Annotated in this window: 20 protein-coding genes; 5 read left to right on the top strand and 15 right to left on the bottom strand. The window is 67.5% G+C overall.

Annotated elements, in window-relative coordinates; all coding sequences use genetic code 11:
* Positions 1-136: 136 nt before the first annotated feature.
* The 5 genes from HUA76_RS05320 to HUA76_RS05300 are packed head-to-tail and all read right to left on the bottom strand — an operon-like array spanning position 137 to position 5108.
* A complete protein-coding gene (locus HUA76_RS05320) occupies positions 137-856 on the bottom strand; it encodes a double-CXXCG motif protein (protein WP_174460159.1) in 720 nt (239 codons plus the stop codon).
* Positions 857-862: 6 nt separating this feature from the next.
* Complete coding sequence (locus HUA76_RS05315; protein WP_174460158.1) at positions 863-1534, bottom strand: TIGR02269 family lipoprotein; 672 nt, start codon at positions 1532-1534, stop codon at positions 863-865.
* A 54-nt stretch (positions 1535-1588) separates the two neighbouring features.
* Entirely contained in the window at positions 1589-2395 is an 807-nt protein-coding gene (locus HUA76_RS05310; protein ID WP_371823426.1) for an ROK family protein, read from the bottom strand.
* Between the two features lie 47 nt (positions 2396-2442).
* On the bottom strand, positions 2443-3636 hold the full coding sequence (locus HUA76_RS05305; protein ID WP_174460156.1) for a glycosyltransferase: 1194 nt from the start codon (positions 3634-3636) through the stop codon (positions 2443-2445).
* Entirely contained in the window at positions 3621-5108 is a 1488-nt protein-coding gene (locus HUA76_RS05300) for an asparagine synthase-related protein (RefSeq protein WP_371823425.1), read from the bottom strand. Before HUA76_RS05300 ends, HUA76_RS05305 begins: the two co-directional genes overlap by 16 nt.
* 54 nt (positions 5109-5162) lie before the next feature.
* Here HUA76_RS05300 and HUA76_RS05295 point away from each other — a divergent pair, with 54 nt between their 5' ends.
* Complete coding sequence (locus HUA76_RS05295; RefSeq protein WP_141641139.1) at positions 5163-5951, top strand: radical SAM protein; 789 nt, start codon at positions 5163-5165, stop codon at positions 5949-5951.
* A 9-nt stretch (positions 5952-5960) separates the two neighbouring features.
* Here the strand turns inward: HUA76_RS05295 and HUA76_RS05290 are convergent, their stop codons facing one another.
* The 10 genes from HUA76_RS05290 to HUA76_RS05245 all read right to left on the bottom strand — a co-directional run bounded on the left by HUA76_RS05290 (position 5961) and on the right by HUA76_RS05245 (position 18661).
* Positions 5961-6959 carry an aldo/keto reductase gene (locus HUA76_RS05290; protein WP_141641140.1) on the bottom strand — a complete coding sequence of 333 codons (999 nt, stop codon included), beginning with the start codon at positions 6957-6959 and terminating at the stop codon, positions 5961-5963.
* A 54-nt stretch (positions 6960-7013) separates the two neighbouring features.
* The gene (locus HUA76_RS05285; RefSeq protein ID WP_217439227.1) at positions 7014-9194 is read right to left on the bottom strand and encodes an ATP-binding protein; all 2181 of its coding nucleotides are present in this window, start codon (positions 9192-9194) and stop codon (positions 7014-7016) included.
* 295 nt (positions 9195-9489) lie between these two features.
* Positions 9490-9846: a hypothetical protein gene (locus HUA76_RS05280; RefSeq protein WP_174459067.1), complete on the bottom strand. Its 357-nt coding sequence runs from the start codon at positions 9844-9846 to the stop codon at positions 9490-9492.
* 105 nt (positions 9847-9951) lie between these two features.
* On the bottom strand, positions 9952-11148 hold the full coding sequence (locus HUA76_RS05275; RefSeq protein ID WP_174460154.1) for a serine hydrolase: 1197 nt from the start codon (positions 11146-11148) through the stop codon (positions 9952-9954).
* Between the two features lie 213 nt (positions 11149-11361).
* Complete coding sequence (locus HUA76_RS05270) at positions 11362-12687, bottom strand: coenzyme synthetase (protein WP_174460153.1); 1326 nt, start codon at positions 12685-12687, stop codon at positions 11362-11364.
* A complete protein-coding gene (locus HUA76_RS05265; protein ID WP_141641145.1) occupies positions 12675-13241 on the bottom strand; it encodes a hypothetical protein in 567 nt (188 codons plus the stop codon). The genes HUA76_RS05270 and HUA76_RS05265 overlap by 13 nt, the downstream gene beginning before the upstream one ends.
* The gene (locus tag HUA76_RS05260; protein ID WP_174457100.1) at positions 13241-14902 is read right to left on the bottom strand and encodes a M48 family metalloprotease; all 1662 of its coding nucleotides are present in this window, start codon (positions 14900-14902) and stop codon (positions 13241-13243) included. The genes HUA76_RS05265 and HUA76_RS05260 overlap by 1 nt, the downstream gene beginning before the upstream one ends.
* Complete coding sequence (locus HUA76_RS05255) at positions 14899-15726, bottom strand: hypothetical protein (RefSeq protein WP_174460152.1); 828 nt, start codon at positions 15724-15726, stop codon at positions 14899-14901. The genes HUA76_RS05260 and HUA76_RS05255 overlap by 4 nt, the downstream gene beginning before the upstream one ends.
* Complete coding sequence (locus HUA76_RS05250; protein WP_174457098.1) at positions 15723-17258, bottom strand: MoxR family ATPase; 1536 nt, start codon at positions 17256-17258, stop codon at positions 15723-15725. Before HUA76_RS05250 ends, HUA76_RS05255 begins: the two co-directional genes overlap by 4 nt.
* A 101-nt stretch (positions 17259-17359) precedes the next feature.
* The gene (locus HUA76_RS05245) at positions 17360-18661 is read right to left on the bottom strand and encodes a TIGR02270 family protein (RefSeq protein WP_174460151.1); all 1302 of its coding nucleotides are present in this window, start codon (positions 18659-18661) and stop codon (positions 17360-17362) included.
* A gap of 208 nt (positions 18662-18869) precedes the next feature.
* Between HUA76_RS05245 and HUA76_RS05240 the strand changes: the two genes are divergently transcribed.
* From HUA76_RS05240 to HUA76_RS05225, 4 genes are read left to right on the top strand one after another with little or no spacing between them, the layout of a single operon-like run.
* Positions 18870-19877, top strand: a complete 1008-nt coding sequence (locus HUA76_RS05240) for a DUF2169 domain-containing protein (protein ID WP_174460150.1) — start codon at positions 18870-18872, stop codon at positions 19875-19877.
* Positions 19874-20923 carry a hypothetical protein gene (locus HUA76_RS05235; protein ID WP_174460149.1) on the top strand — a complete coding sequence of 350 codons (1050 nt, stop codon included), beginning with the start codon at positions 19874-19876 and terminating at the stop codon, positions 20921-20923. Before HUA76_RS05240 ends, HUA76_RS05235 begins: the two co-directional genes overlap by 4 nt.
* Before the next feature lie 13 nt (positions 20924-20936).
* Entirely contained in the window at positions 20937-22166 is a 1230-nt protein-coding gene (locus HUA76_RS05230; protein WP_174460148.1) for a DUF4150 domain-containing protein, read from the top strand.
* Entirely contained in the window at positions 22139-22897 is a 759-nt protein-coding gene (locus HUA76_RS05225) for an SMI1/KNR4 family protein (protein WP_174460147.1), read from the top strand. The genes HUA76_RS05230 and HUA76_RS05225 overlap by 28 nt, the downstream gene beginning before the upstream one ends.
* The last annotated feature ends 50 nt before the right edge of the window (positions 22898-22947 follow it).

Here is a 22947-nt window from a genome sequence, read left to right as displayed (position 1 = left end):
AGGAGACACCCGAGGGCCTTTTCTTGCGCAATTTCACGCGCGCCGCCCGTCCGGCTCCGCAGCGCACACGCCGCTCTTGGGGAGCCCGGCGTGTTCAGCCACTGCCCCACGTTGCCGCGGTTCGGACTGGAATGGGTCAGCGTGTCGGCAGCTCGCGGAAGGTCATGCCGACGAGCCCGAGTCGATGCACGGCGTCCATGAACTGCTCGGTGCCGATGATCATCGTGGCGAAGTTCCCCACGCGGAAGAGGTCGAGTTCCTGAGGGAGTGACGCTGCGTCCAGGATGGGTTCGTCGGGGCGCCCGAAGCCGTGCCGGCCACAGGTCGTGCACGGCGGGGGAACATCCGAGGGAATGCAGTCCGGATGAAAGCGCCCTCGCGGCTCAATCTGGAGCTCCAGCAGCTCCGGCGCGTTCTTCTTCCGGAACCGCAGCTCCGTGCGACAGCCCAGCAGGCCGCGCACTCCTTTTGTTTGCAGACTCTCCAGTGCGTCATGGCGCAGAAGAAGTCTGGGGCCCAACCATGCCATGGCCCCGAACTCCCCAACGGCGCTTCCCTTCAATGGACCGAAGCTCGTTCCAGGCGGCAGCTCGATGTGGGGCGGCAGGAGGGGCCGGACCAACTCGCGCAGGCGCGCGAACTCGGGGAAGGATTCGGCTCTCGGCTTGAGGAACTCACGGCTCTCCGGAAGCGGCGAGAGGTCAATGGCGGGAAAGTCGTGCGCCACGGCACTCCAGGTGGCTCCGCATGCGTGACACCGTATGCCGGGAAGGCCCCACGTGTGTGCCGCGTCGAGGTAGCCACCGTGCTTCGTTCTGGCGGCCCTGTCCTCGTTGACCCAATAGAAACGACTCATTCGTGCCTACGCTCCTGGCCGGGAATAGTAGGGCTGGATCGGGCCGCCCATGAGCTCGAAGCGATGAATCAGCTCTCCTGCATGCCTGAAAATCTCTGCCGGAGAGGCGAACGGCTTGGCCATCATGTAGTCCCGCCACGCATCGTTCCATGCCCCTCCACGCGGGGAACCGTCATGAATCCTTCGATGAACGGAAAGCGGAATGGGCATGGTGTAGTCGTGGATTTTCACTTCCTGGCGCGCGAACCACTCCGCCAGGTCCTTTGACTGGGGGAAGATGTGGTGCTTTTCCCATCGCCCCGGCGTGAGTTGCCGGGACGGAGGGATGACTGCAGTCGGAGCGCCGTTCCAGTTGGGGAACGTCATGATGGAGCCCGGCGGCAATTTCTGCGCGCCACCCCAATTCCTCCGAGGGCCGCTGCCCGGCGCTGCTGCTGCCGCAGGAGGACGCGAAGGAGGGAAGCGCGCCAGCTCGACCTCTGCCGGTGTGTCCTCGCAGGGGTAGAAACCGCAGAGGTCTTCCACGCAGAAGAGGGTGACGCACTGGTCTTCCCCAGGGTCGTCGCATTCCTGCTCCACCCCTGCCCAGGCCTGTTGACTGGGCGGCTTGCTGACAGTGGAGCAACCCAGCCAGGACACGGCGAACAGCGAAAGCCAGAGCGCGTGAGGGATTCGCATGGACCGCGAAAGCTATCATGTCTTGGTCGCCGAACGGGCTCCCTACTTGCTGGGTCATGTGGAGTGCGTGAGCAGAGCCCCCCCAGGGCCGAAGCCCAGCGTCAGGCAGAGGATGCGACGATGCCTGTGCCGTCTGAGCTCCACTCGCGCCGCCTCGGCCGCGAGCTCCGCGTCGTTGAGCACGAGCACCTCTCCGCCGCCCGGCAGGGCTGCTTCCTCCAGGATGTCGGTCACGAGCGATGCATGCCCTTCCCAACCATACGTGCAGCCTCCCGGAACGAGAGCCTCATCCAGGGGACAGGGAAGCGCGAGACACACGCCTTCCACGGCCAGGTGACCGAGGTTTCGTGTACAGGCCCGCAGCGCGTTGGCGATGAAGTGCACCGCCGCGACGATGTGATGCCCATCCGTGGGGCGAGGCATCCCGATGAAGAGGCGGGGCAGCGTGTGGAGGTCCCGCTCGAAGACACGTTGGACTCCAGGGCGCGCGCACTTGATGCTCGTCTGGCCCACGTCGAGCACCAGCGGCGTTCGCGCCGCCACAAGCGCGAAGCCCGCGTACGCGGGCGCGAAGCGCGGCGACTCCGAGACATACACTGGACACCCGAGCGCGGCAGTGGCCTTCGCCACCCCCACCTCGAAACCCTCCAGGCAGGCCAGTCCTCCACTCAACCACACCGCATCCACGGAATGCCGATGCACCAATTGTTCAAGTGCGCTCGTGAGCGCTGGAAACAGTTGCTCCGCGAGCTGGTCCTCTGGCACCCCCGCGCGTCGGTCGGCCTCCACTCGCGGCGCGCCAATCAACTCCCACAACTCGCGTCCGAACACTGGGAGGTTCCACACCTCCAGCGGTGTCACTCTCTCCGCGTGGTAACGACGGGCCGTCCACCTTCGCGGCGCGGAACTCACGCGACGAGCCCGGCGATTCGCTCCGCTGCATCCTTCGCGCCGTCTCGGGATTGATACGACTCCGAGATGGCCGCCACCTTCGCGCGCAACGGCGTTCCCGGCTCCAGGAGCTGGCGAAGCGCGGCGCGACAGTCCTCCACCGTCAACGTGTCCAGCTCCCGCGTGAGTCCCGCCCCCGAGGCTCGGAGGAAGTGCGCCTGGATGGGCTGGTCATTGCAAACTGGCAACAGCAGCAGCGGCACGCCCGCCGTCAGCGCCTCCATCACGGAGTTGGCGCCTCCATGCGAGACAAAGACAGACGCCCTCGGAAGGAGCTGCCGCTGCGGCGTATAGGGCACCGCCACCACGTCCCCTGGCAACGCGCGCGAGAAGTCCGTGTCCGCCAGCTCACCCGCGCTCAACACCACCGTGACGCCCAGCGGCGCGGCGGCCTCCGCGATGGTGCGGAACAGCGTGGGCTGCCATGAAATCTGACTGCCGAAGGACACGTACACCACGGGCTTCGAACCCAATCGCTCCCACGGGAAATCCACCTCGTCTCCCCGAGGCTCGGGCGGAATCGACGGGCCCACCAGTCGCCCGGCGGGAGGAAGGTCCACCTCCGGTCCGAGGAACGCCTCCGTGGCGAAGAGGATGTTGAGGTGGGGCGAGAGGGCCTCGCAGTTGCGGAAGCTCGCCACGAAGCCATGTCGTGCGAACAGCTCCGCGCGCTCCTTCGCCAGGGCGCGCACGTTGCGGCGCAGCCCGTAGTCCTCCATGGGCTCCAGCAGCGAGAGCGCGGAGGACACTCCGGCCCACGGTATCCGCTCCTGATGCGCGGCCAGCACCGCCGCATACTGCATCCCATCCAGCGCCATGACGTCCGGACGGAAGCGACGCACCACCTCGCGCACGGGCTCGATGAGCGCGGGCACCGCATCCAGCAACAGGCCGCGAATCCACTTCCCCAGGGCCACCTCGTCACGCACCAGCCGGGCCAGCGCCTCGCCGCCCGTTTCAATGGTGGGAGCATCCCTCGCCGAGTGGGGCAGGTGCAGCACCTCCACGCCGAGCTTCGCGAGCTGAGGCGCGGGCTCGGGGATGCAGAGCCAGCCCACGGTGTGGCCCAGGCGGCGCAGCCACTGCGCGACGCCCATCATCGGGTTGATGTGGCCCTTCTCAGGCGAGGTCGCAATCAGGATTCGGGACATGGGGAGCCGTGTGCTGCGTGCGCGTGGAGCATGGCGAGGGAGCACAGCCGCATCAACAGGCGATCCACGCCATCCGCCTCCGGAGCCTCGGGCTCCATTCGCGTGTAGCGCTCCAGGAGCGTGAGCACGGCCTTCGGGTCGATGACCGCCAGCGGCTCCAGTCGCGAGGCCGACAGCCAGGCGCGGTACAGCTCCAGCCACCGGGTACGCACGGGGCTTGAGAGTGCCGTGTGCCCATAGCGCGGCGTCTTGCGCGCGAGCCGGACCTCGTCGGGGACGAGTCCTCGCACCGCGTGGCGGAAGAGCCACTTGCCGACTCCCTCGCGGACGAGCGAGGACTCGGGCAGCGAGAGCGCCACGTCCGCGAACCGGGAGTCGAGATACGGCGTGTGCACCGTGAGTCCGTGGGCCCGCGCGCCCCTCAGCTCGGGAGGAAGTACCAGCTCGCGCAGCACCCACTCCGCGTAGCGGACCTCCTCGGAGACCTCCATGTCTTCGGGAGACCAGGGCCCGCCACGGGCCGCGTTGGAGAGCTCCGGGCCGTCCTCCTGGGACAAGGGCCCGCCACGGACCGCGGCGGAGGCCTCCGTGTCTTGGAGAGACCAGGGCCCGCCACGGGCCTCGTCGGAGAGCTCCGGGCGGTCCTCCTGGGACCAGGGCTCGCCACGGGCCTCGTCTGGACTCCTCCCCAAGTTGTCCACAGCGGCGCGTAGGACCGTCCGTGCGAGTCGTCGGTCTTCCTCGATGCGCGCGAGCGCCGAAGCGAGCGCCAGGGGATTGCCCCTCAACACCTCATCGGCGCCGGCTCCGCTCAGCATCACCGAGGCTCCGAGCCGCTTCGCCTCCGCGTAGAACGCGAAGCTCGCCACCGCCCGTGCATTGAGGATGGCGCCCTCGTTGGCGATGACGGCGGGCTCGAACAGGTCCGGCAGGAGGGCATCCGGAATCGGAACGTCGACCTGCTCCACTCCCGCGAGCCGGGCCACCGTCCTCGCGTTGTGTCGCTCGACCGCGTCGGCGAAGTGGACATCCATGCTCCACGCGCGAACCCGGCCCGGTGCATGCCGCGCCGCCAGCGTGCACAGCACGGCGCTGTCCACGCCGCCGCTCAGGCTCACGTCCAGCGCGCCCGAGGCCACCCGGGTACCGACAGCGTCGGAGCACGCGGCCAGGAGCGCCCGTGCTCGTGGCTCGTCATCTTCTTCCGGGGAGCGCGGTGAGGATTGGCGGCGGATTCGCGGCGGGAGCGGCGCCACGCGGCTCACCCCTCGAAAGAGGCTCCAGGTCGACGGCAGGCTGTGTCGCAGGAACGCCGTGACGGATGCAGGCTCCAGGCCCACGACTTCACCGCTCAGGAGCGGGAGCAGGCGCCACACCGACTCCACGGGAGCGTCCGTCCGGGGTCCGGCTGTCGGCTGGTAGGAGGGCAGGGCGGCGAGCGGGCCGCTCGGGTCGCCGGGAGCGTCGGACACGCGGGGACTGTCGCAAGGCCCGGGGGCACCCGGCAACCCCGCTATAGTCCCTCCGTGCGTTACGAGCTGCACGACGGCCGAATCCTCACCTGGTCCCTGGAGACGCACGTCGTCACCCACTGCAACCTGCGCTGCGTGCAGTGTTGCCCCATGTCGCCCCACCTGCCCGCCTGGGCCGTGGAGCCCGCCGTGCTCGGCGCCGACCTCACCCGGCTCGCCCGCGTGCTCAAGCCCAACATCTTCAAGCTCACCGGCGGCGAGCCCTTCCTCCACCCGGACCTCCCCGCCGTGCTCGACGCCGTCCGCGCGTCAGGCATCTCCGAGCAGCTCTCCGTCACCACCAACGGGTTCCTCGCCCAGAGCGCGCCCGACGCCGTCTACGAGCGCCTGGACCGGATGACCCTGTCCGTCTACTCCTCCGCGCCGCTGCCAGAGAAGTCCCTGGCCCGCATCACCGAGCGCTGCGCGCGACACGATGTCCTCCTCACGGTGAAGCACATCGACGCCTTCCAGCAGCTCACCCCGGACGCGCCCCTGGCCACCGACGCGGAGGTCCGCGACGTCCACGCGCGCTGCTGGCTCAAGGTCCGCTGCCACCTGGTCCACCGAGGCCACTTCTACACCTGCACCCGTCCGCCTCACGTGGCCACGGTGCTGGGCCCCTCGCACCCGGAGATGCCCGCGCTGGCCGAGGTGGATGGTGTGCGCCTCGACGCTCCGGAGCTGCTGGAGCGGATGCTTGGCCACCTGGAGCGGGACACGCCGCTGGCCACCTGTCGCTACTGCCTGGGCGCCAGTGGCCCGTGGCAGCCGCACGCGCAGCTCCCACGGGCCCACGGCTGACCCCCGAGGCTACTCTCGGGACTTCGACAGCGCGCGCTGCATCGACGCCGGGTAGCGGTCTCCCACCGCGACGCCCGGAGGCGCCACGAGGTCGATGTCCTTCAGGTCCTTCTCCGTGAGCTTCACGTCGAGCGCGCCCAGGTTCTCATCCAGGTACTTGCGCCGCTTGGTTCCCGGGATGGGGACCACGTCCTGGCCGCGCGCCATCACCCACGCGAGCGCGAGCTGCGCGGGCGTGCAGCCCTTGTCCTTCGCCAGCCGCTCCACCTTCACCACCAGCTCCAGGTTGCGCGTGAAGTTCTCCCCCTGGAAGCGCGGCGAGTGGCGGCGGTAGTCGTCCGCGGCCAGGTCCTCGTAGCGCTTGATTTGCCCCGTCAGGAAGCCGCGCCCCAGCGGGCTGTACGGCACGAAGCCGATGCCCAGCTCGTGGCAGGCCTGGAGCACCCCGTCCTCCGGCTCGCGGCTCCACAGCGAGTACTCACTCTGGAGCGCGGCGATGGGGTGCACCTTGGAGGCCCGGCGCAGCGTGTCCGCGTCCACCTCCGACAACCCCAGGTGCCGCACCTTGCCCGCGCGCACCAGGTCCGCCATGGCCCCCACCGTGTCCTCGATGGGCGTCGACGCGTCCAGCCGGTGCAGGTAGTACAGGTCGATGACGTCCACGCCCAGCCGGCGCAGGCTGGCCTCGCACGCGCGCTTCACGTACTCGGGGCTGCCGTTGATGCCGCGCGCCTGCGGGTTGTTCGGGTCCCGGACGATGCCGAACTTGGTGGCCAGGACGACCTTCGCGCGGTGGGGCTTGAGCACCCGGCCCACCAACTCCTCGTTGCTTCCGGAGCCGTACATGTCCGCCGTGTCGAAGAAGGTGATGCCCTTGTCCAGCGCGTGCAGCAGCGTGGCTTCCGACTCGGCGTCATCCCGCCCCGCGTAGAAATCCGACATCCCCATGCAGCCCAGGCCCAAGGCGGACACCTTCAGGCCCTGCTTTCCGAGAGTCCGTGTCTCCATGTCGACAGCCCCTTCGCCGGCCGCCGACATGGCGTCCGTTTTCGCGCGGAGCCTTTACTGTGGCTGGGCCACCGACACGTCAACTGGAAGCGTTCGCTCCCGAGGCAAATCGACGGTGAAGGTGGAGCCGCGGCCCTGCTCGCTCTCCACGCGCACCCGCCCTCCCATGGCCTCCACCAGCGTCCGGGTGATGTAGAGGCCCAGGCCCAGGCCGCCATAGTGCCGCTCCGACACGGCGCGCTCGAAGCGGCCGAAGAGGCGCGGCAGGTGCTCGGGCGCAATCCCGATGCCCTGGTCCCTCACCCGCAAGCGCGCACGGGTGGGGCCCTGCTCCAGGCTCAGCTGGATGGGCTTGCCCGAGCCGTACTTCACCGCGTTGTCGATGAGGTTGGTGACGACCTGCTCCAGTCGGAGCCTGTCCCATCGACCGATGAGGCCCGACTCACCGCCCTCCACCTCCAGCGTGGAGCCGGCCCGGGTCGCATGGGGCTCGTAGCGCACCACCACCTCGCGGATGAGCGCGCCCAGGTCCACGTCCTCCAGCTCCAGGGCCAGCCTGCCCGCGGCGATGCGCGACACGTCGAGCAAATCTCCCACGAGCTCCGCCAGCTTCTTCACCTGCCGGGCGCCCGTGTCCACGTAGCCCTTCACCACGGAGTAGGGGATGGCGTCGGGGTGGCGCTCCAACTCGCGCGCGAGCGCCTGGAGCTTGAGGCTCAGCGGGGTGAGGGGCGTCTTCAGCTCGTGGCTTGCGATGGAGAGGAACTCGTCGCGCAGGCGGATGGCCTCCTGGGCCTCGCGGTACAGGCGCGCGTTCTCCATGGAGAGCGCGGCGCGGTACGCCAGCTCCAGCCCGAAGGCGAGGTCCGCCTGGGTGTAGCGGCGGTTGGAGAACGAGGTGAAGAAGCTGAAGACTCCCAGCGTGTGGCCGCGCACCACCAGCGGCACGGCGATGAAGGAGCGCAGGCCGGTGGCCAGCATCACCCGGGCGTGGTTCTCGTTGTGGGCGCTGCGCTTGATGTGCGCGGGCGTCATCTCCTCCAGGAGGATGGCCTCGCCGCGCAGGAGCGCCGCGGTGGGCGGGTGGCGCGGGTTGCCCTCCGGCATGAGCTGGAAGTTGAGGACCTCCGCGGCGGTGGCGGCGTCCTCGGGGCGTGCGTGGGCGACCTCCAGCCGGCGGAAGTTGCCATCGGGTTGCGCCAGGTCCACGAAGCACCAGTCCGCGAGCGCCGGCACCACGAGCTTGGCCAGGTTGCGCATCGTCGCCTCGTAGTCGAGCGAGGACGCGAGCACCGTGCTCACCTCGGCGAGGACGCGGGTGCGGAACTCGGCCTGGCGCAACTCAATGGCCAGGGCCTCCGCGCGCTGGCGTGCATGCACCAGGTCCGTCACGTCGAAGCCGAAGCCCGCGATGCCGTCCACCTGTCCCTGGGAGTCACGGGTGGGCTGGTAGACGAGGTTGTGAAAGGTCTCCTTCTCCATCCCGTCCGTCTGGAGGAAGCGCAGCGGCACGGCGTTGCCCACGAAGGGCTCGCCCGTGGCGAAGACGCGGTCCAGCACGTCGCGCGCGTCCTGCTCCGCCACCTTCACCACGCCCTCCTGGAAGGGCATGCCCAGGGTGTCCCGGCTCTTCAAGAGCGAGCTGTTGCGCGCGTTGGAGAAGTCGAAGTCGTGCGTGGCGCCGCGCAGGAAGAAAATCTGCGCGGGGGCCTGCATGAAGATGGTGTGCAGGCGAGTCCTCGCGGCCTCGGACGCGGCGCGGGCCTGGCGCTCGCTCTCCAGCAGCCCCGCACGCTCCTCCATGGCCCGGCTGAGCGACACGTTCAGCTTGGTGATGAAGATGGCGAGCAGGGTGAAGATGCCCAGGGACAGCACATCCGCGGACCGCATCTGGAGTGTCAGTCGCGGCGGGAGGAACTCGTGGTCCACGGCCACCAGCGACAGCGCCGTCACCAGGAGCGCGGGCCCCCAGCCTCCCCACCAGCCGGCCACCATGACGGCGCCATAGAAGAAAAGGAAGGGGCTGGTGGACATCAGCGACGCGAGCTCCATCTGGAGCAGCAGCGCGCAGAGGAAGAAGAGCAGGGCGACGCCATAGCGGCCCAGTCGGGACTTCTGAAGCCAGCTCCAGGCCTTTCGGGGGTCCGGCGTGAGGCGCTGCTCGAGCGGAGCCGACAGGGAGCGCGTGCTCCCCGACGGACGGGTGGTTTCCAGATGCGAGACGGGCGTGGGCAAGGCGAGGGGCCTCCTCACGGCGAGGGAGCACCGCGAGCGTCCGGAATCGAAACGCTCCCGGCGCGAGGCGGGGTCCGCGCATGATGGTCCTACTTGGCGCTCGTCTGCCTTCTTCTCGGATGCAAGTGATTGAAGGAGCACGCTCGGCGGTTCAACGCGCGACTTCTTGCTCCGACTTGTTGAGTGGACAGCTCCCCCGAGAGGGACGGGGCACCACCGACCCGGTGTTCCCTGACGCTGACGATGAAGTCTTTCAGGTGTGTTGTTTGTGAATGGCGCCGTGTGAGGGTTGGCGTCAAATCATTGGAGCTTCGAGCATGTCACGCATGCGCATCGAGTCTCGGTCCTGAGGCCTCCCCATGCTGAACGAGTCCGACTGGGACAGGAGGCCGGGGCCCTGGGACATGCCCTTGTTGTACTTTCGGGTGGGGCAGCAGTGACCATCGATGCCCATGCTCGGGCCGCCCATGTTGCTCGGGCCCATGTCGAAGCGGTCCCGCATCAGCATGGGATTGCCGATGAAGCTCCCCGGAGGTGCGGAGCCACCGTTGCCCGTGGCGCCCTGGAGGGTGATGGGCTCCTGCGTGGCCGGCTGCTTCTGGACCTGCCGCAGGTGAAGCGTGTGCCTGGCGGAAGAGAGCTTTGGGGTCATGGCGTGTACCTCCAAGTGGGCGGTGTGGCTTCATTACGGCGCACACGCGCACACGGTTACATCGCCTCGACAGGGGCCGCGCTGGCGTGAGCGCGGCCCGGTGCGTCACTTCACGGTGGGCGGCGGATACGGGTTGTAGTCCCAGCGCCAGGGCATGTCCGTGGGGCCCAGGATGGCTTCGATGAGTGGAGGGAAGACGTGGGGGCCCTTCACGCTGTTGGCGAGCAGGACGACGCAGCGCGCGCCGCGCTCCAGGCAGAGGACGAAGTTGTCGGTGTGCTCGTCGTGGCCACCCTTGAAGAAGGCGGGGCTGGAGCGGTCATCGAAGAGCACCATGCCCAGTCCGGCGGACAGGGCGATGGCCTGGTTGCGCGGGTCCTTCTCCTCGGTGAGGGTGGGGAACTGGTGGGCCCAGGGGATGGCGAGCTGCGGGGAGAGCAGCTCCGCGCGCGCCTTGGAGGAGAGGCCTTCTCCGCGCATGAGGCCGGCGAGGAACTTCGCGTAGTCCTCGATGGTGGTGTCCATGGAGCCGGCGGCGCGGACGCTGCCGCGCTGGTGGTGGGCCTTGGCCACGCCGTGCTCGTCGTAGCCGGTGGTGACGTTGGGGGCGAAGTCGTCGCGCCAGACCATGCTGGTGCGGCGCATGCCGAAGCGGTCGAAGACGCGCCGCTGGAACTCCTGGCCGGCGTCGAGTCCGAGGCCCGCGTCCTCGAGGACGAACTGGAGCAGGTTGATGCCCTCGCCGGAGTAGGCGTAGCGCGCGCCCGGGTCGAACTTGAAGTCGAGCTTCCCGTCCGGGTTGAGGAAACGGAAGTTGGGGAAGCCGGGCGAGTGGCTCAGCAGCATGCGCGGCGTGAGCTGCTTCCAGCGCGGGTCCGCCGCGAGGTCCTCGTACTTCTTGAACTCGGGCAGGGGCTTCTTGAGGTAGCGCTCGATGGGCGTGTCCAGGTCCAGCACGCCCTCGTCGACGAGCTGCATGACGAGGTAGCCGAAGACGAGCTTGGTCAGTGATGCGCCGTACATGACGGTGTCGGTCTGAAGGGGCGCGGCCTGCTCGACGTCGCGCAGGCCGTAGGCCTTCACGGCGACGACCTGGCCTTCCTCGATGATGGCCAGCGCGAGCCCGGGCAGCTTCGCCTCGGTCATGAGGCGCACGGCGGTGGCATCGATGTCCGGGCCGTGGCGCACGGGTTCAGGCTCGGGCAGGGAACACACCCTGGTGCACGCGGAGAGCAGGCCCAGCAGACCCAGCAGGCTCGGGAGGAGGAGACGGGCGAGGGGACGAACGAGCGAGGAGGGCATGCCTGGAGAATGTGGTGACGGCCAGGTTGTCGCAATTCCAAGCGGCCTCGTGCCGACACGCCGAGGTGGCTGTTACGCGATGACTGAGTCGTGCGAGACGACGCGTGCGGGTCTGCCCCGGAGGGATGACCTGTGGTGCGGCTGCGCGATTCAGGCCGTCGCGCGGTGTCTGTCATTGGGGGCAGGGCCCGCGCCGCGCGAGTGAAGCCGGCCCTACGGAACGCGGACGCGGCTTCGGAACGGCAGGGGCTTGGTGCCGGTGGCCAGGTCCTCCGCGCTCACGTGCCGCACGTCCAGTCGCGGTGACCCGCTCCACCCGAGGTTGCGCAGGGCGGCGACGAGTCGCTCACACAGTGGCGTTACCTCGGAGGCGTCCGCGCCGGCCAGCTCCAGCTCGAAGGAAGAGGGTGTCATCTGCGTCAGCCGGAAGGCGCGCAGGGCGTGGTGCTTGAACACCCAGGCGAGCGCCCACGCATCCACCGTCCGGCCCGTAGGCGTCGTGAAGTGGCACGCGCCGCGACCGCCGAAGTGCTCCAGCGTCCAGCCGTGGAAGCCGCACGCGCACGCGTCCCTGTCCACCGTCCCCGAGTCACCCGGCAGATAGCGCAGGAGCGGCAGCACGCTGGGACGCAGCCGCGTCACCACCACCTCGTCGAGTCCTGGCTCCAGCCACACGTCGGGCGCGAGGACATGGAAGCGCCCCGGCCCTTCCAGGCACTCCCAGGCGAGCGGCCCCATCTCCGTCGTTGCGTAGTAGTTCAGCAGCGGCGCGGGCACCGAGCGCGCCAGGGCGTCCCGGGTGTCCTGGGGCAGGTGCTGCGCGGAGGTGAGCAGCAGCGCGGGCGGCGGGAGGTCGCGCTGCTCGGAGAGCCAACGCAGTCCCTCCGGGTCCGAGAAGATGACGGCGGGACGTACGCGGCTCAGCCGCTCGCGTGCATTGTCTCGCAGCACGGAGATGCGGTGCAGCGCGCCGTCCTGGAGGATGGGCAGCCGCACCGAGTACTCGAGTCCACCCGGCAGGGCATCCAGCAGCACCACACGGGGACGCGGCGGCAGCACGGCCCGCGCGCGCTCCAGCCAGAACCGCAGCACCGCCCACATGTGCAGGCAGTCGCGCCTGTCTCTCACCACCTTCACCGGCTCGCCCGTGGAGCCGGAGCTTCTCACCACCACGCTCTCGTCCTCGCGAGACAGCGGCGTGGGCACTTCATCCCAGTGTCGCGCCAGCGTGCCTCGCTCCAGCGTGGGGAAGTGCCTCAGGTCCGCGAGCGTTCGGAGGTCTCCAGGGTGAAGCCCCGCGTCCCGCAGTCGCCGCGTGTAATAGGGAGAAGCCAGCAGGCCAGCGCGCAGCCCTTCCAGTCGCGACTCCAGCTCCGCGCGGGCCGCTGCCTCGTCGGGGAGGACGGCGAAGCGCGACAGGTCCCGGGCGATGGACTCCGCCCACGGGACATGGGGACGCTGGGTGGCGGTGTCCCGGCGGATGTTCGCGCGGGGAGCCACGCGTGCATCCGAGGGGAGCCCCAACGTCACTCGCGCCATCCTCGAGCGTCGGCGGCGCGCTGGGCCGCATCCGCGAGGTCCTTGGCGCGCTTGTCCGCTTCCTGGCGGCGGGCCTGCTCCGCCCGCTCCATCTCCTGCAGCGCGGCGCGGTAGTCGAGCTGCTTCAGCCGCGCGGAGGTGTCACGGGATGACTCGTCCTTCACCTGCCCGTCCACCGCGTGCACCCACTTGCGCAGGAACTCCTCCTGACGGAAGGCGTTGGAGCGCACCATCTCCGCCGTCAGGGGCTCCACCCACACGAAGAACCCCCGCATCACGGTGGCGGCGTCCGCGTTCTTCCTCAGCATCGCCGCCGTGTCCGCACCCAGCGAGGACGACGTCAGCACGTACGCGAGCATCACCACCTGCTCCCGCCAGAGCGCTGGCGTCTTCGCTCTGCGCTCCATGTCCTCCCAGTCCGCGCGCGACGGAGGACGCACGCCCGCGAGGCGGAAGGTGTCGCAGATGATGGCCACCGCGAGCTCGTGCGGATACGGCGAAACGAGAGGCACGTCGGTGAGCTGCTTCTGGATGTTCTTGACGTCAAAGGCCATCACTTCTCCAGCAAAGCCTGGGACAAGGCCGCGGCGGCGGGGCCGAAGTCCGACAGCCATTTCACCACCACCAGGCGGAAGTTGCGCTCCTTCAGCGCGGGCGCCAGCGCCTGCCTCGCCCGGTGCTCGTCCGGCAGCGCGAGGAGCGCGACGAGCAGGCGAGAGCGCCGCGTCGCCTCCACCAACATCTTCATGTGCTCGTCCGTCGCCACGTTCGACAGGAAGTCGCTGTCGGAGATGATGACGCGCAGCGCGTCCGGCCGCTCCTTGGACAGCGTGCCCAGCACGTCGAAGGGGAACATCGTCCCCCCACCGATGTAGTGCAGCAGGAACTCGCGCGCCGTCTCCTCGTCGTACATCCACGGGGAGAGCTTGGGGTCGGTGTGCGAGTAGATGATGCCGCGCACCTTCGCCTGCTTGCGCAGCGCGGAGGCGGACAGCACCTGCGCGGCCAGCGTCATCGTGTTGAGCTGCGCATCCGGGTTCGGCATGGAGCCGCTGGTGTCCAGGTACAGCTCCACCGAGGGCACACCGAGCTCGGACGCGGGAGGCACGTCGGCCTCCAGTTCGCGACGCAGCGGCGACACCGCAGCGAGGTGCCCCTGGGTGAGCACCGTCAAGGTCCAGTCGATGGCGGAGGGGTCATCGCCGTACTCCCACGCCTCGGGCGTGGTGCGCAGGTACGGCTCCGGCTTCGAGGGCGCGGAGGGGAGCTTCAGCAGGTGCTGATCGACGAGCCGTCGGTAGTGCCGGGCCACCAGCGCGCGGCGCAGCTTTCCCCTGCCCGTTCCGGGCAGGTGTTGGGTGACGCGGTTGATGTGGTCCAGCGCGTCGGGCGCCTTCGTGTCGTGGGCCTCGTCGAGCCAGCCCTTCGCGCGAGCTTCCTCCAGCGCGTCTTCCCACCTGCCACCACTCTGGAGCGCGGAGTCCCAGTCATCCACGTCCGGCAGCGACACGTCGTCACCCAGCGGCAGGGTGTACGTCGTCTCGTCGAGCTTGCCGAGGTAGCGGATGAAGGTGGCGCAGAAGTAGAGGAACTGGAGGCGCGGGTGCGGCAGCGCATAGAAGGTCTGCGCGAACATCCGAGCCTCCGCGCGCAGGCCAGGGAACTGCTCTTCCATCGGCGCCATCGCAGCGCGAGGCACCAGGTCTCCAGGCTCGCGTCCCCACAGCTCCTCGTAGATGGCCAGGTAGAAGAAGAACATCGGCGAGACTTCGCCGCCGCCCTGCGTGCGCTGGAACCCGCGATACACCCGGCACAGGTCCTCCGGGTGCGTGCGGCCCACGAACTCGTTCACCTGGAGGTCGTAGAAGAGGTTGGTGAGGGACTGCTTCAGGCCGGGGAGCAGCCGCTGCTCCATGACGCGCAGCTCCGCGTCCCAGCCCAGCGTGTGCGGGAAGCGCGCGTGGTGGCCGATTTCGTGCGCGAGCACCGCCATCAAGCTGTCCGCCGCGCCCATGGACTCCAGCAGCTCGAAGTGGACGAAGACCTGACGCTTCGTGAGGTCGATGTACGCGAGCGGCTCGTTCGCGTGGTCCGCGTCCGGACGGAAGGGGACGTGAGGCTCCGGAGGGCTGAGCCGCACCTGCACGTCCCACAGCGCCAGCGCGTCCCGCCAGCATCCCGCGATGTGCTCTGGCGTGAAGCGCGACGTGCTCATACGGGCACGAGCACCACGACGTGCTGCGAGGTGTCCAGCGTGCCGGCGGCGCGCCAGTCATTCGTCACGGTGGCGAACCAGGAGTCCACGCGCGCATCCCTCCACGCGACGGTGGACAGGTGCGGGCTCTGCTGGAGCGTCACCTCGGGGGTCTCGCGACAACCCATGGCGCCGAGGGGAATCGGTGTGTCCGACAGGAGCAGGCCCTGTGCCGCGGCCTCACGTCCGGCGATGGCGTGGCGGTGGCGGTCGTGCACGCACAGCACCGTGGGCGCCAGGAAGTGCAGGGGTCCGGGCAGGAAGCGGCTGTCCTCTCGGGACAGGTCCACGAGGAAGGGCTGGGCCTTGTCGCCGAGCTTCATCGCGGGAGGCTCCATGGCGAGCGCGGCGGTTTCACGCAGGCGCTCCTCGATGCCCGTGAGCGAGCCGAGCCGCTGGCTCACGCGATAGAAGATGCGCTGCACCCACGGTGGAGCGGACTCCAGGTTTTCGCCCACGTTCCACAGCTGCGCGAGCACGCCGGCGCGTTGGGACTCGGGGACACCCGAGAGCAGGCGGGGGACCAGGTCCGTCCACGCGAGGGTGAAGAGGTTCTGTCGGCCCGCGGTCGCCGGGTACAGGTAGCCCAGGCCGATGGCCTCGGCGCCCAGGCGCAGATATGCGCGCAGCAGTTCCTCTGCGTCGGCGGGGGAGGCGCCTGTCTGGGACAGGGACTCTCCGAGCTTCCGTGCGGGTCCTTCGAGCAGGGCGCGCCACAGCTCGGAGTCCCACCGCACGTAGCGGCCACGGGCGCTGGCTTCCAGTTCGTCCGCGAAGCCGCTCATGGCTGGCCGCCCGGGTTTTCCTTCAGCCACGTCGCGTAGTTCCGGTAGCGGCTGTACATGGACTTGAGGTGGATGAGGTCCTCGTAGACGGGGCCGGACAGCTCCTGCTTGGTGAGCAGTTCGTTCATCAACGCGGTGACGGTGGTGAGGCGCTTCTCGGTGGTGCGCAGGTCGATGCCGGACAGGCCCTTGTCCAGCTCGGTGCGCAGCACGCCGACCTTGCGGCGGATGGGCTCGTGCTTGTCGTAGTGGCCCATGGCCATGTCGAACATGTTCCGAATCCAGGCGACGCGGTCCTGGAGGAGCATCTTGTTGCCGCGCACCTCGAAGAAGGCGCTGCGGGTGTTGGGGACCAGCTTCTCGTGCAGCACCCACGGGGCGATTTGACGGAAGTCCTCCAGCTCCACGGTGCCGTGGCCTCGGAAGAAGGCGAGGGCCTTCGCGTAGTGGAGGATGGTCTGGTAGGCGCGCACGCTGACGCCGTTCTCCGTCTGCGTGCAGAGGTGCACCTTCTTGTCGAGCGGGCACTGCTCGTTGCACACGGCGGCGACCGTCTGTCCCGCGAGCTTGAGGGTGTCCTTGTGTTTGAACTCGAAGCGGGGCGAGGCCATGCGGCAGAAGTCGAGCTGGCCCAGGAAGAAGGCGATGCGTTCGAGGACGTGTCGCGGCACTTCCACTTCGAGGATGGAGGCGTAGGCGCGCTCCAGCTCGCCGGGGGTGAAGACGATGTCCTTGGGGAGCATCTCCTCGGGGGACTTGTCGGCTTCGATGCGCTGGAGGAGCGTGTCGATGAAGTTCGAGTTGAAGGGGACGGCGCGGACGACGACGTCGATGCGGTCCTTGAGGGCGTCGATGACCTGGAAGGTGCCGCCGCCCTGGTCGTCATTGGCGGTGAGGAACCAGGACGAGCGGCCGGTGTAGACGTACTGGTCCATCATCTCCGCGTAGCCCTCGGCGAGGAGGGAGAGGAGGGCGGACTGCGTCTTGGTGGGGATGCGGTTGTACTCGTCGATGATTTTGACGCGTTGGGTGATCCACTTGCGCCAGCTGACCTTGACGGCGGAGAGGTCCTCCGCCTTGAGCATGTCGGAGGGGAGGGGCGCGCCGAGCAGGTCGGCGATGGAGAGCTGGGGGTGGCCGCGCTGGATGGAGCGGTGGATGTCCTCGCGGGACATGCCGGACAGCAGGGCCATGAGGATGGCGGAGGTGGTTTTTCCGCGGCCGGGGCCGCCGATGAGGAGGGCTCGGCGGCAGGTGAAGAGGGTGAGCAGGGGGATGAGGACGAAGGAGCTGTAGCTCATGTCCTCGGGGAGATGGAGTTCGTCGCCGGTGGCGCTCTTGAGCGAGGCGGCGTGGCCGAACTCGATGTCGTAGTAGGGGCAGATGACGGCGTTGTTGGTGATCCACCAGTACGCCTGCCGCATCTTGTCGTGGAGGCTGCCGCCGTCACGCTCGGAGAGGTGGACGTTGAGCCCCTTGTCCACCGACGCGCGCCCGGAGAGCAGGCGCGACACCCAATCCTGATTGGCCATGCGACGCACAGCCTAGCATCCGGGACGTGAGGTGGGGCGCGGAGTGTCGACTCGTGCCGAGTGTGGTCGGCTGGCTGTCCCCCAGGCCCCTGTGCCGCAGCTCACCACGCCAACATGCGGGGGAACGGAATCGCTGGGAGCCGGCCCTTCAACTCCCGCGCTTGCGCCAGCCCGGCATGCTGCCGCCGCGTGAAGGCCCGTGTCTGGAACTGCCAGGCACCCCGACTTCGGACGGAGAACTCCAGCGCGAGCATGTGCCGACGCCGCATGGGACCCCATTCCAGCTCATCCAGCAGTGCGTCTACGCTGAACTCGCGACCACGCAGGTAGCGGGTGTCGGCGGCGAACCCCGTCCGAGCCGTCTTCCACCACGTGGACACTGCCTGCCCCGCGGGTCTCGGTAGTGCATGCTCCGGCCGGAGCTCCAAGTCTCGCGAGAGGTCCTCCTCAAGCGGCGGTAGAGAATCTTCTTCCTCAGGTGCCTTCACATAGGCGCCTTCCAACTTCAGCCCGGTGATGGCGCTGAAGGCCTCGCCCGCGAGTGACGCCAGGGCCGTCGATTCCATGAAGGCCAGGCACGTCTCGGCGGCCTTCGCCCAACCACTGAAACCCAACGCCCAGAGGGCGTCTTCGCGCATGGACTCCTCATCGGTGCATTCCAGCAGCCGAGTCAGGTCACGCCCGTTGCCACCGAGGGCCAGCAGTACGAGCGCCGTCGGGTCTGACTTCGTGCGGGCCGCCACGGACTTACGAACGGTCTCCCAGGCGGCAGGCACTCCAGCAATCATCCCCGCGATGACCGCGGCGTCTTTGACTCCAGGCCGCGAGTCCGCCAGCAATCGGGGAAGTTCACGCAACGCCACGTCCCGGGACAGGAAGGGCGTAGTTCGGAGCGCGGCCACGACGACTCGGCCGTCCGGGTGTCCAAGCAACTCCACCACCAGATCACGCGGAAGCTGTCCCCTGGCGCCGAGCACCTCCAATGCCCAGCAATGGCGGGAGGCCACCTGGGGCTTCACAAGCGACAGCAGGGTGTCGGCTACATCTGGCCGCTCGCAAAGCTCCAGCGCCTGCTGGAGGGCGGCACGAGTACCTTCGGGAGCGGTCTGCAGGCGTTCCACCACGTTTGCCAGCTCGATACGCCCTGATTTGGCGAGCAGCACCCAGAGCGCCGCGGAGATGCGCGGTGGGTCCTCTGAATCCAGCGCGGGCAGAAGCAGCTCCCGCGCCACGGGTTCTCCGCCGACCACCAGGCCGTCCAGGTGCGCCAACAGTCGCTCCTCCAGCGAGGCCGCATCCCGCAGCTCCCGGTCTGGCGCCACCAGGGTTCGGTTCCATTGCCCCCAGAGGAAACTCGCCTCGTCCAGGTGCTCCTCTTGGATGTCCATCAACAGAACAGGCATGACCTGGTGTGTGGCCCGTCCCACGCTGCTCTTGAGGGAGAATCCTTCATGTGGTGGCTTCTCTGGTTGGATAGGGACTCCACTCTTCTTTTTACCAGGATGCCATTCCATCAGGCCCGCCTCTTGCCAGGATGTTCTGCCTTGGTTGAGGACTTGACGGTGGATGCGCGGATTGTCGGGAGTGTCTGGGTTTTGCTAGGTTGAAGCGATGTGGGCCTTGAAGAACCAGACGCCCTACGCTGCGGAACGAAACTGGACCCGAGACAAGCATGGCGTGCACTGGTGGCTCGTCGCCGTCAAGGCGACCTTCGACATTGCGCCAGATGGGCAGCTCACGCTTGCTGATGAGCAGTTGCCCCCTGTGCTCGCACCTGAGTACCTTGGCGAGCCAGGCAGGTCGAGTTTGCGCTCCGATTCGGAACTCCTCGCGGAGAAGCCTCTCACCGACATCCTTGTCCATGCGTGCGCATATGCGCCCGGGGGGAAACCGGTTCCGACGGTGCCAGTCTCGCTCCGTGTAGACAGGCTCCACAAGGACTTGCTCGTCCACGGAGACCGGACCTACGAAAACGGCCTGCTGGGAGTCGCGCCGACCCGGCCGCGGCCATTCACCACGCGCCCCATTCGCTATGAATCAGCATTTGGAGGGAGTGACCTGTCGGGCGACCTCCAGCAGCAGAGCATGGATGCGCGCAACCCCATCGGGCGGGGTTTCGCACGTCGAGCGGCGCATCTGGTGGGGCGACCGGCCCACTCCATTGAGTATCCCCGTGGCGCTCCATCGGAGAGAGGGCCCGCGGGCTTCGGACCGATTGATTCTTCATGGATGCCGCGTCGCAAGCTCGCGGGGACCTACGATGCACGATGGGCGCAGTCGAAAAAGCCGCTGTTGCCCGATGACCACGACGCCGCTTTTGCACTCAGCGCTCCCACGGATCAGCGAACCCAGATGCCGCTTCTCGGTGGAGAGCACGTCGAGCTGCTCAACATGACTCCCAAAGGGGTCTTGCGCTTCAAGTTGCCGCGCATTTCACTGGGCTTCACCACCCGTATCCTCGCGCGGCGCCAACTGCATGCCGCGCGTCTGGTGACGGTGCTGATGGAGTTGGAGGCGTGGCGCCTTTCGCTGGTGTGGCAGAGCGTGTTGCGTGTTCCCTCGCCAGAGGCGGACTACCTCGACGAAACGACAATCATCGAGGACGGGGGCGTGAGATGAACGCTCAGGTCGAAGTGGTGGCCATGGGTGCACGAACGCCTGTCGGCCTCACCGCCGCGAGCAGCGCGGCCTCCGTGCGGGCTGGCATCTCGCGCTACGCCGAGTATCCGTTCATAGACCTGCGCGGCGAGCGGGTCGTGGTTGCCGCTGACGCGCTGCTGACGACCCGGCTTGAAGGGCGCGAGCGCCTGCTGCCCATGGCCGAGAGTGTGCTTGATGAGTTGGAGGCGGAGCTGGGCGAGAAGGTTCTCTATGGAGGAAGGCTCACCGTGTTGCTCGCGCTTCCAGAAACCCGCCCAGGGTTTTCGGAGAACGATGCGGCATGGGTCGTCCAGTCCCTGGAGGCGCGCCTTTCGAGGAAGACGTCCAAGGTGAGCGTTGAACTTGCCGGGCGCGGGCATTCTGGAGCGATTCTGGCTGTCGAGCAGGTGGTGAAGGAGTGCAGCGAGGGCCGGGACAATCTGTTCCTGGTGGTGGGAGCGGACAGCTACCACCACCCGGAGACATTCGTGTGGCTGGAGCAATGCCGCCGGTTCGCACAGCCGGGAGTCCGAAGTGGATTCGTTCCAGGCGAAGGTGCGGGAGGGCTTGCACTGATGAGCGCTGGCTTGCGCCGGCGCCTGGGCTTTCCCAGCGGGGCCATCGTGCGCGGCGCGTGCACGGCTCAGGAGGCGCGCCTCCGCGATAGTGAGACGGGCTCTCTGGGAGTCGGAATGACTCAAGCAGTGCAAGGGGCTGTCGCGAGGCTAGACCTCGCGACAGAGAGTGTGGACACCGTGTACGCGGACATCAACGGCGAGCGCTACCGAAGTGAGGAGTGGGGCTTCGTCGCCCTGCGGGCGCCGAAGGTATGGAAGGGCCCGAGCTACAAAGCCCCAAGTGACTGTTGGGGCGACATGGGGGCCGCGTTCGGGGCGCTCGGGGGAGTGCTGGCCATCCAGTCGTTCGCGCGGGGATACGCACGCGGCCCTCGAGCCCTGGTCATGGCGGGCTCGGATTCCGGGCTGCGGGGGGCGATGCTCTTGGAGGCTCCGCGGGCTGCATGAGAGGAGATTTCCCATGGCGAAAGTGTCAGTGAATGCTCCGAAGACTCCAGTAACCGAAGGGAGCAGCGGAGTCGCGGCGGCGACGCTGCCCAATGTCTGCAAGATGCCGGGGCCCCCGGCACCGTTCGTGCCCACGCCGTTGCCCAACATCGGCAAGAGTGGGTCGCAGACGAAGGGGTATTCCACGAGTGTGACAATCGAAGGGAAGAAGGTCGCCATTCGGGGAGCGACCTTCGGCTCGATGGGGGACGTGGCCAGTCAGGGGACCGGGGGCGGGATGGTCTCCTCCAACGTGGAGGGCCCGACGAGCTTCGTGGGGCCTGGGTCCATGGACGTGAAGATAGAGGGGAAGAACGTCCAGTTGCTCGGTGACCCGATGTTCAACAACTGCGGACCGAGGGGTAGTCCGGCCAACTCTGCGACGCTGATGGGGGTCATACAGGTTTCCGGTTGGTTGCTTACGCTCGTCACGGGAGAGGAAAACTGTCCTCTCTGCGATGAAAAGCATTCATCCGCTGGCGCGCTGAAAGAGACGGATGCGACGAGGGAGGACGCCAAGACGTTGGCAAAGGCGCTCACCAAGAACAATCAAGGTCCCGACCAGAGCCGGAAGTTTCCCTCGCCGAGAATGGACACGGGAAGAATGCTTGGCGTGGTTCAGTGTATGTGCAACCAGAAGTATGCAGACCACTCAAGCAGGACGGAGAAGGTGTTCCGTGAAATCGTCACGGACGAACTCCATTGGCACGCCCCCGCGGATGGAGGCCTCGATATTTCAATCGCCCGTAAAAATGCGGAAACAGGCCAGAGCGAAAACATCAAGCTCAGGAAGGTCCAGGCGTTCGCCCAGAGGTTCTGCGAAAAGAACGGACTGGACCCAAACCGTGTAGATGCGGCGTGGAATCGGGCTGCTGGCCTTCATGAAAAATGGCTTCGAACCTCCACCCCGCCCGCCTGTTACCCTCCGGGCAGTTGCGCTGGTCCCAAGGCGCTCGCGCTCGCGCTCGATGCTGGGGCCAAAGTCAGCGGTCTGACCGAGCGATGGTTCCACAGCGCCAATCAGCGGACCGACGGGGAAGTCGAGTACCTCCGCAGTGACCGGACTGAGCCGGTCCTGGGCTCCTTCGGGCATGGAGAAAGCGTCCCCCCATGCGGAACCTGCAATATCATTCTGCCCCTGATGCTCTGCACCAAAGGCAAGACCGAGGATGAAGAATGTCGGCACGAGAAGAAGAAGCGGTAGAGGAATTGCTCCTACGCGTCGTGCCAGGGCTCGCGGCGCAGTGGAAGGGCGCCTCGCCTGCTTCCCTGGAGCAAATCGAGAAGATTGCAGGCCGTCCCTTACCAACCTTCTATCGGTGGTTCCTCAGCCGCATGGGGCAACGCATGGGCCCTCTAGCCTATCCTACGCTCGACTTCTCGGCACAGCGCATACTCGACTGCTATGCCAAGGGCTGGGTCGAGCCTCATCCTCGACTCTTGCTGATTGCACATGATTCCAATGGCATGATGCCCATGCCTCTCTTCTACGACCTTGATGCACCGGCACGCGGTGATGCGCTGGTGGCGTCAAAAGAGGAAGGTGCTGACGAGGATGACCTCTACGAGAAGTTCGAAACGTTGCGCGAGATGCTGGCATGGGGTGCACTCGCCAAGTTTCGAGTGGGCACGATGCCGCAGGCCTGCAATGGCACTTTCTCTGGAGACGAACCCAATCTCCTTGCCGTCATCGCTCCGGTGATGAGCAGCCTGGGCTTCAAGCAGCCAATTCCCACGGGGCCCTACTGCGGCATCTATGAACGTGACGATGCAGCCATGATCTGCATGGGGATGCCCCGGCACGGAGTCGACAAGGCGCGCTCCTTCGAGTTGGGTGGTACGACCGCGGGAGTCCTCAGAAAGGTCCTGGGGGAAGTCGTAGCGGCGTCTTCGCTAAAGCTTCGAGTCGACGAGTGGGTTCCAGCGCTTGTGTGAAGGGTCCGTGCGGATGACGGTGACCAAGAAGGGCGTCTGTCTGTCGCGAA

Source organism: Myxococcus sp. CA056, from assembly GCF_013336715.1.
GTDB lineage: Bacteria > Myxococcota > Myxococcia > Myxococcales > Myxococcaceae > Myxococcus > Myxococcus llanfairpwllgwyngyllgogerychwyrndrobwllllantysiliogogogochensis.
Note: the sequence above shows the minus strand (reverse complement) of the source record. Positions and strands in the feature narration are given on the sequence as shown.

Coding starts and splice junctions, on each gene's coding strand:
- HUA76_RS05320 (WP_174460159.1), bottom strand. CDS start 856: ATGAGTCGTTTCTATTGGGTCAACGAGGACAGGGCCGCCAGAACGAAG.
- HUA76_RS05315 (WP_174460158.1), bottom strand. CDS start 1,534: ATGCGAATCCCTCACGCGCTCTGGCTTTCGCTGTTCGCCGTGTCCTGG.
- HUA76_RS05305 (WP_174460156.1), bottom strand. CDS start 3,636: ATGTCCCGAATCCTGATTGCGACCTCGCCTGAGAAGGGCCACATCAAC.
- HUA76_RS05290 (WP_141641140.1), bottom strand. CDS start 6,959: ATGGAGACACGGACTCTCGGAAAGCAGGGCCTGAAGGTGTCCGCCTTG.
- HUA76_RS05280 (WP_174459067.1), bottom strand. CDS start 9,846: ATGACCCCAAAGCTCTCTTCCGCCAGGCACACGCTTCACCTGCGGCAG.
- HUA76_RS05275 (WP_174460154.1), bottom strand. CDS start 11,148: ATGCCCTCCTCGCTCGTTCGTCCCCTCGCCCGTCTCCTCCTCCCGAGC.
- HUA76_RS05270 (WP_174460153.1), bottom strand. CDS start 12,687: ATGGCGCGAGTGACGTTGGGGCTCCCCTCGGATGCACGCGTGGCTCCC.
- HUA76_RS05265 (WP_141641145.1), bottom strand. CDS start 13,241: ATGGCCTTTGACGTCAAGAACATCCAGAAGCAGCTCACCGACGTGCCT.
- HUA76_RS05260 (WP_174457100.1), bottom strand. CDS start 14,902: ATGAGCACGTCGCGCTTCACGCCAGAGCACATCGCGGGATGCTGGCGG.
- HUA76_RS05255 (WP_174460152.1), bottom strand. CDS start 15,726: ATGAGCGGCTTCGCGGACGAACTGGAAGCCAGCGCCCGTGGCCGCTAC.
- HUA76_RS05250 (WP_174457098.1), bottom strand. CDS start 17,258: ATGGCCAATCAGGATTGGGTGTCGCGCCTGCTCTCCGGGCGCGCGTCG.
- HUA76_RS05245 (WP_174460151.1), bottom strand. CDS start 18,661: ATGCCTGTTCTGTTGATGGACATCCAAGAGGAGCACCTGGACGAGGCG.
- HUA76_RS05240 (WP_174460150.1), top strand. CDS start 18,870: ATGTGGGCCTTGAAGAACCAGACGCCCTACGCTGCGGAACGAAACTGG.
- HUA76_RS05235 (WP_174460149.1), top strand. CDS start 19,874: ATGAACGCTCAGGTCGAAGTGGTGGCCATGGGTGCACGAACGCCTGTC.
- HUA76_RS05230 (WP_174460148.1), top strand. CDS start 20,937: ATGGCGAAAGTGTCAGTGAATGCTCCGAAGACTCCAGTAACCGAAGGG.
- HUA76_RS05225 (WP_174460147.1), top strand. CDS start 22,139: ATGTCGGCACGAGAAGAAGAAGCGGTAGAGGAATTGCTCCTACGCGTC.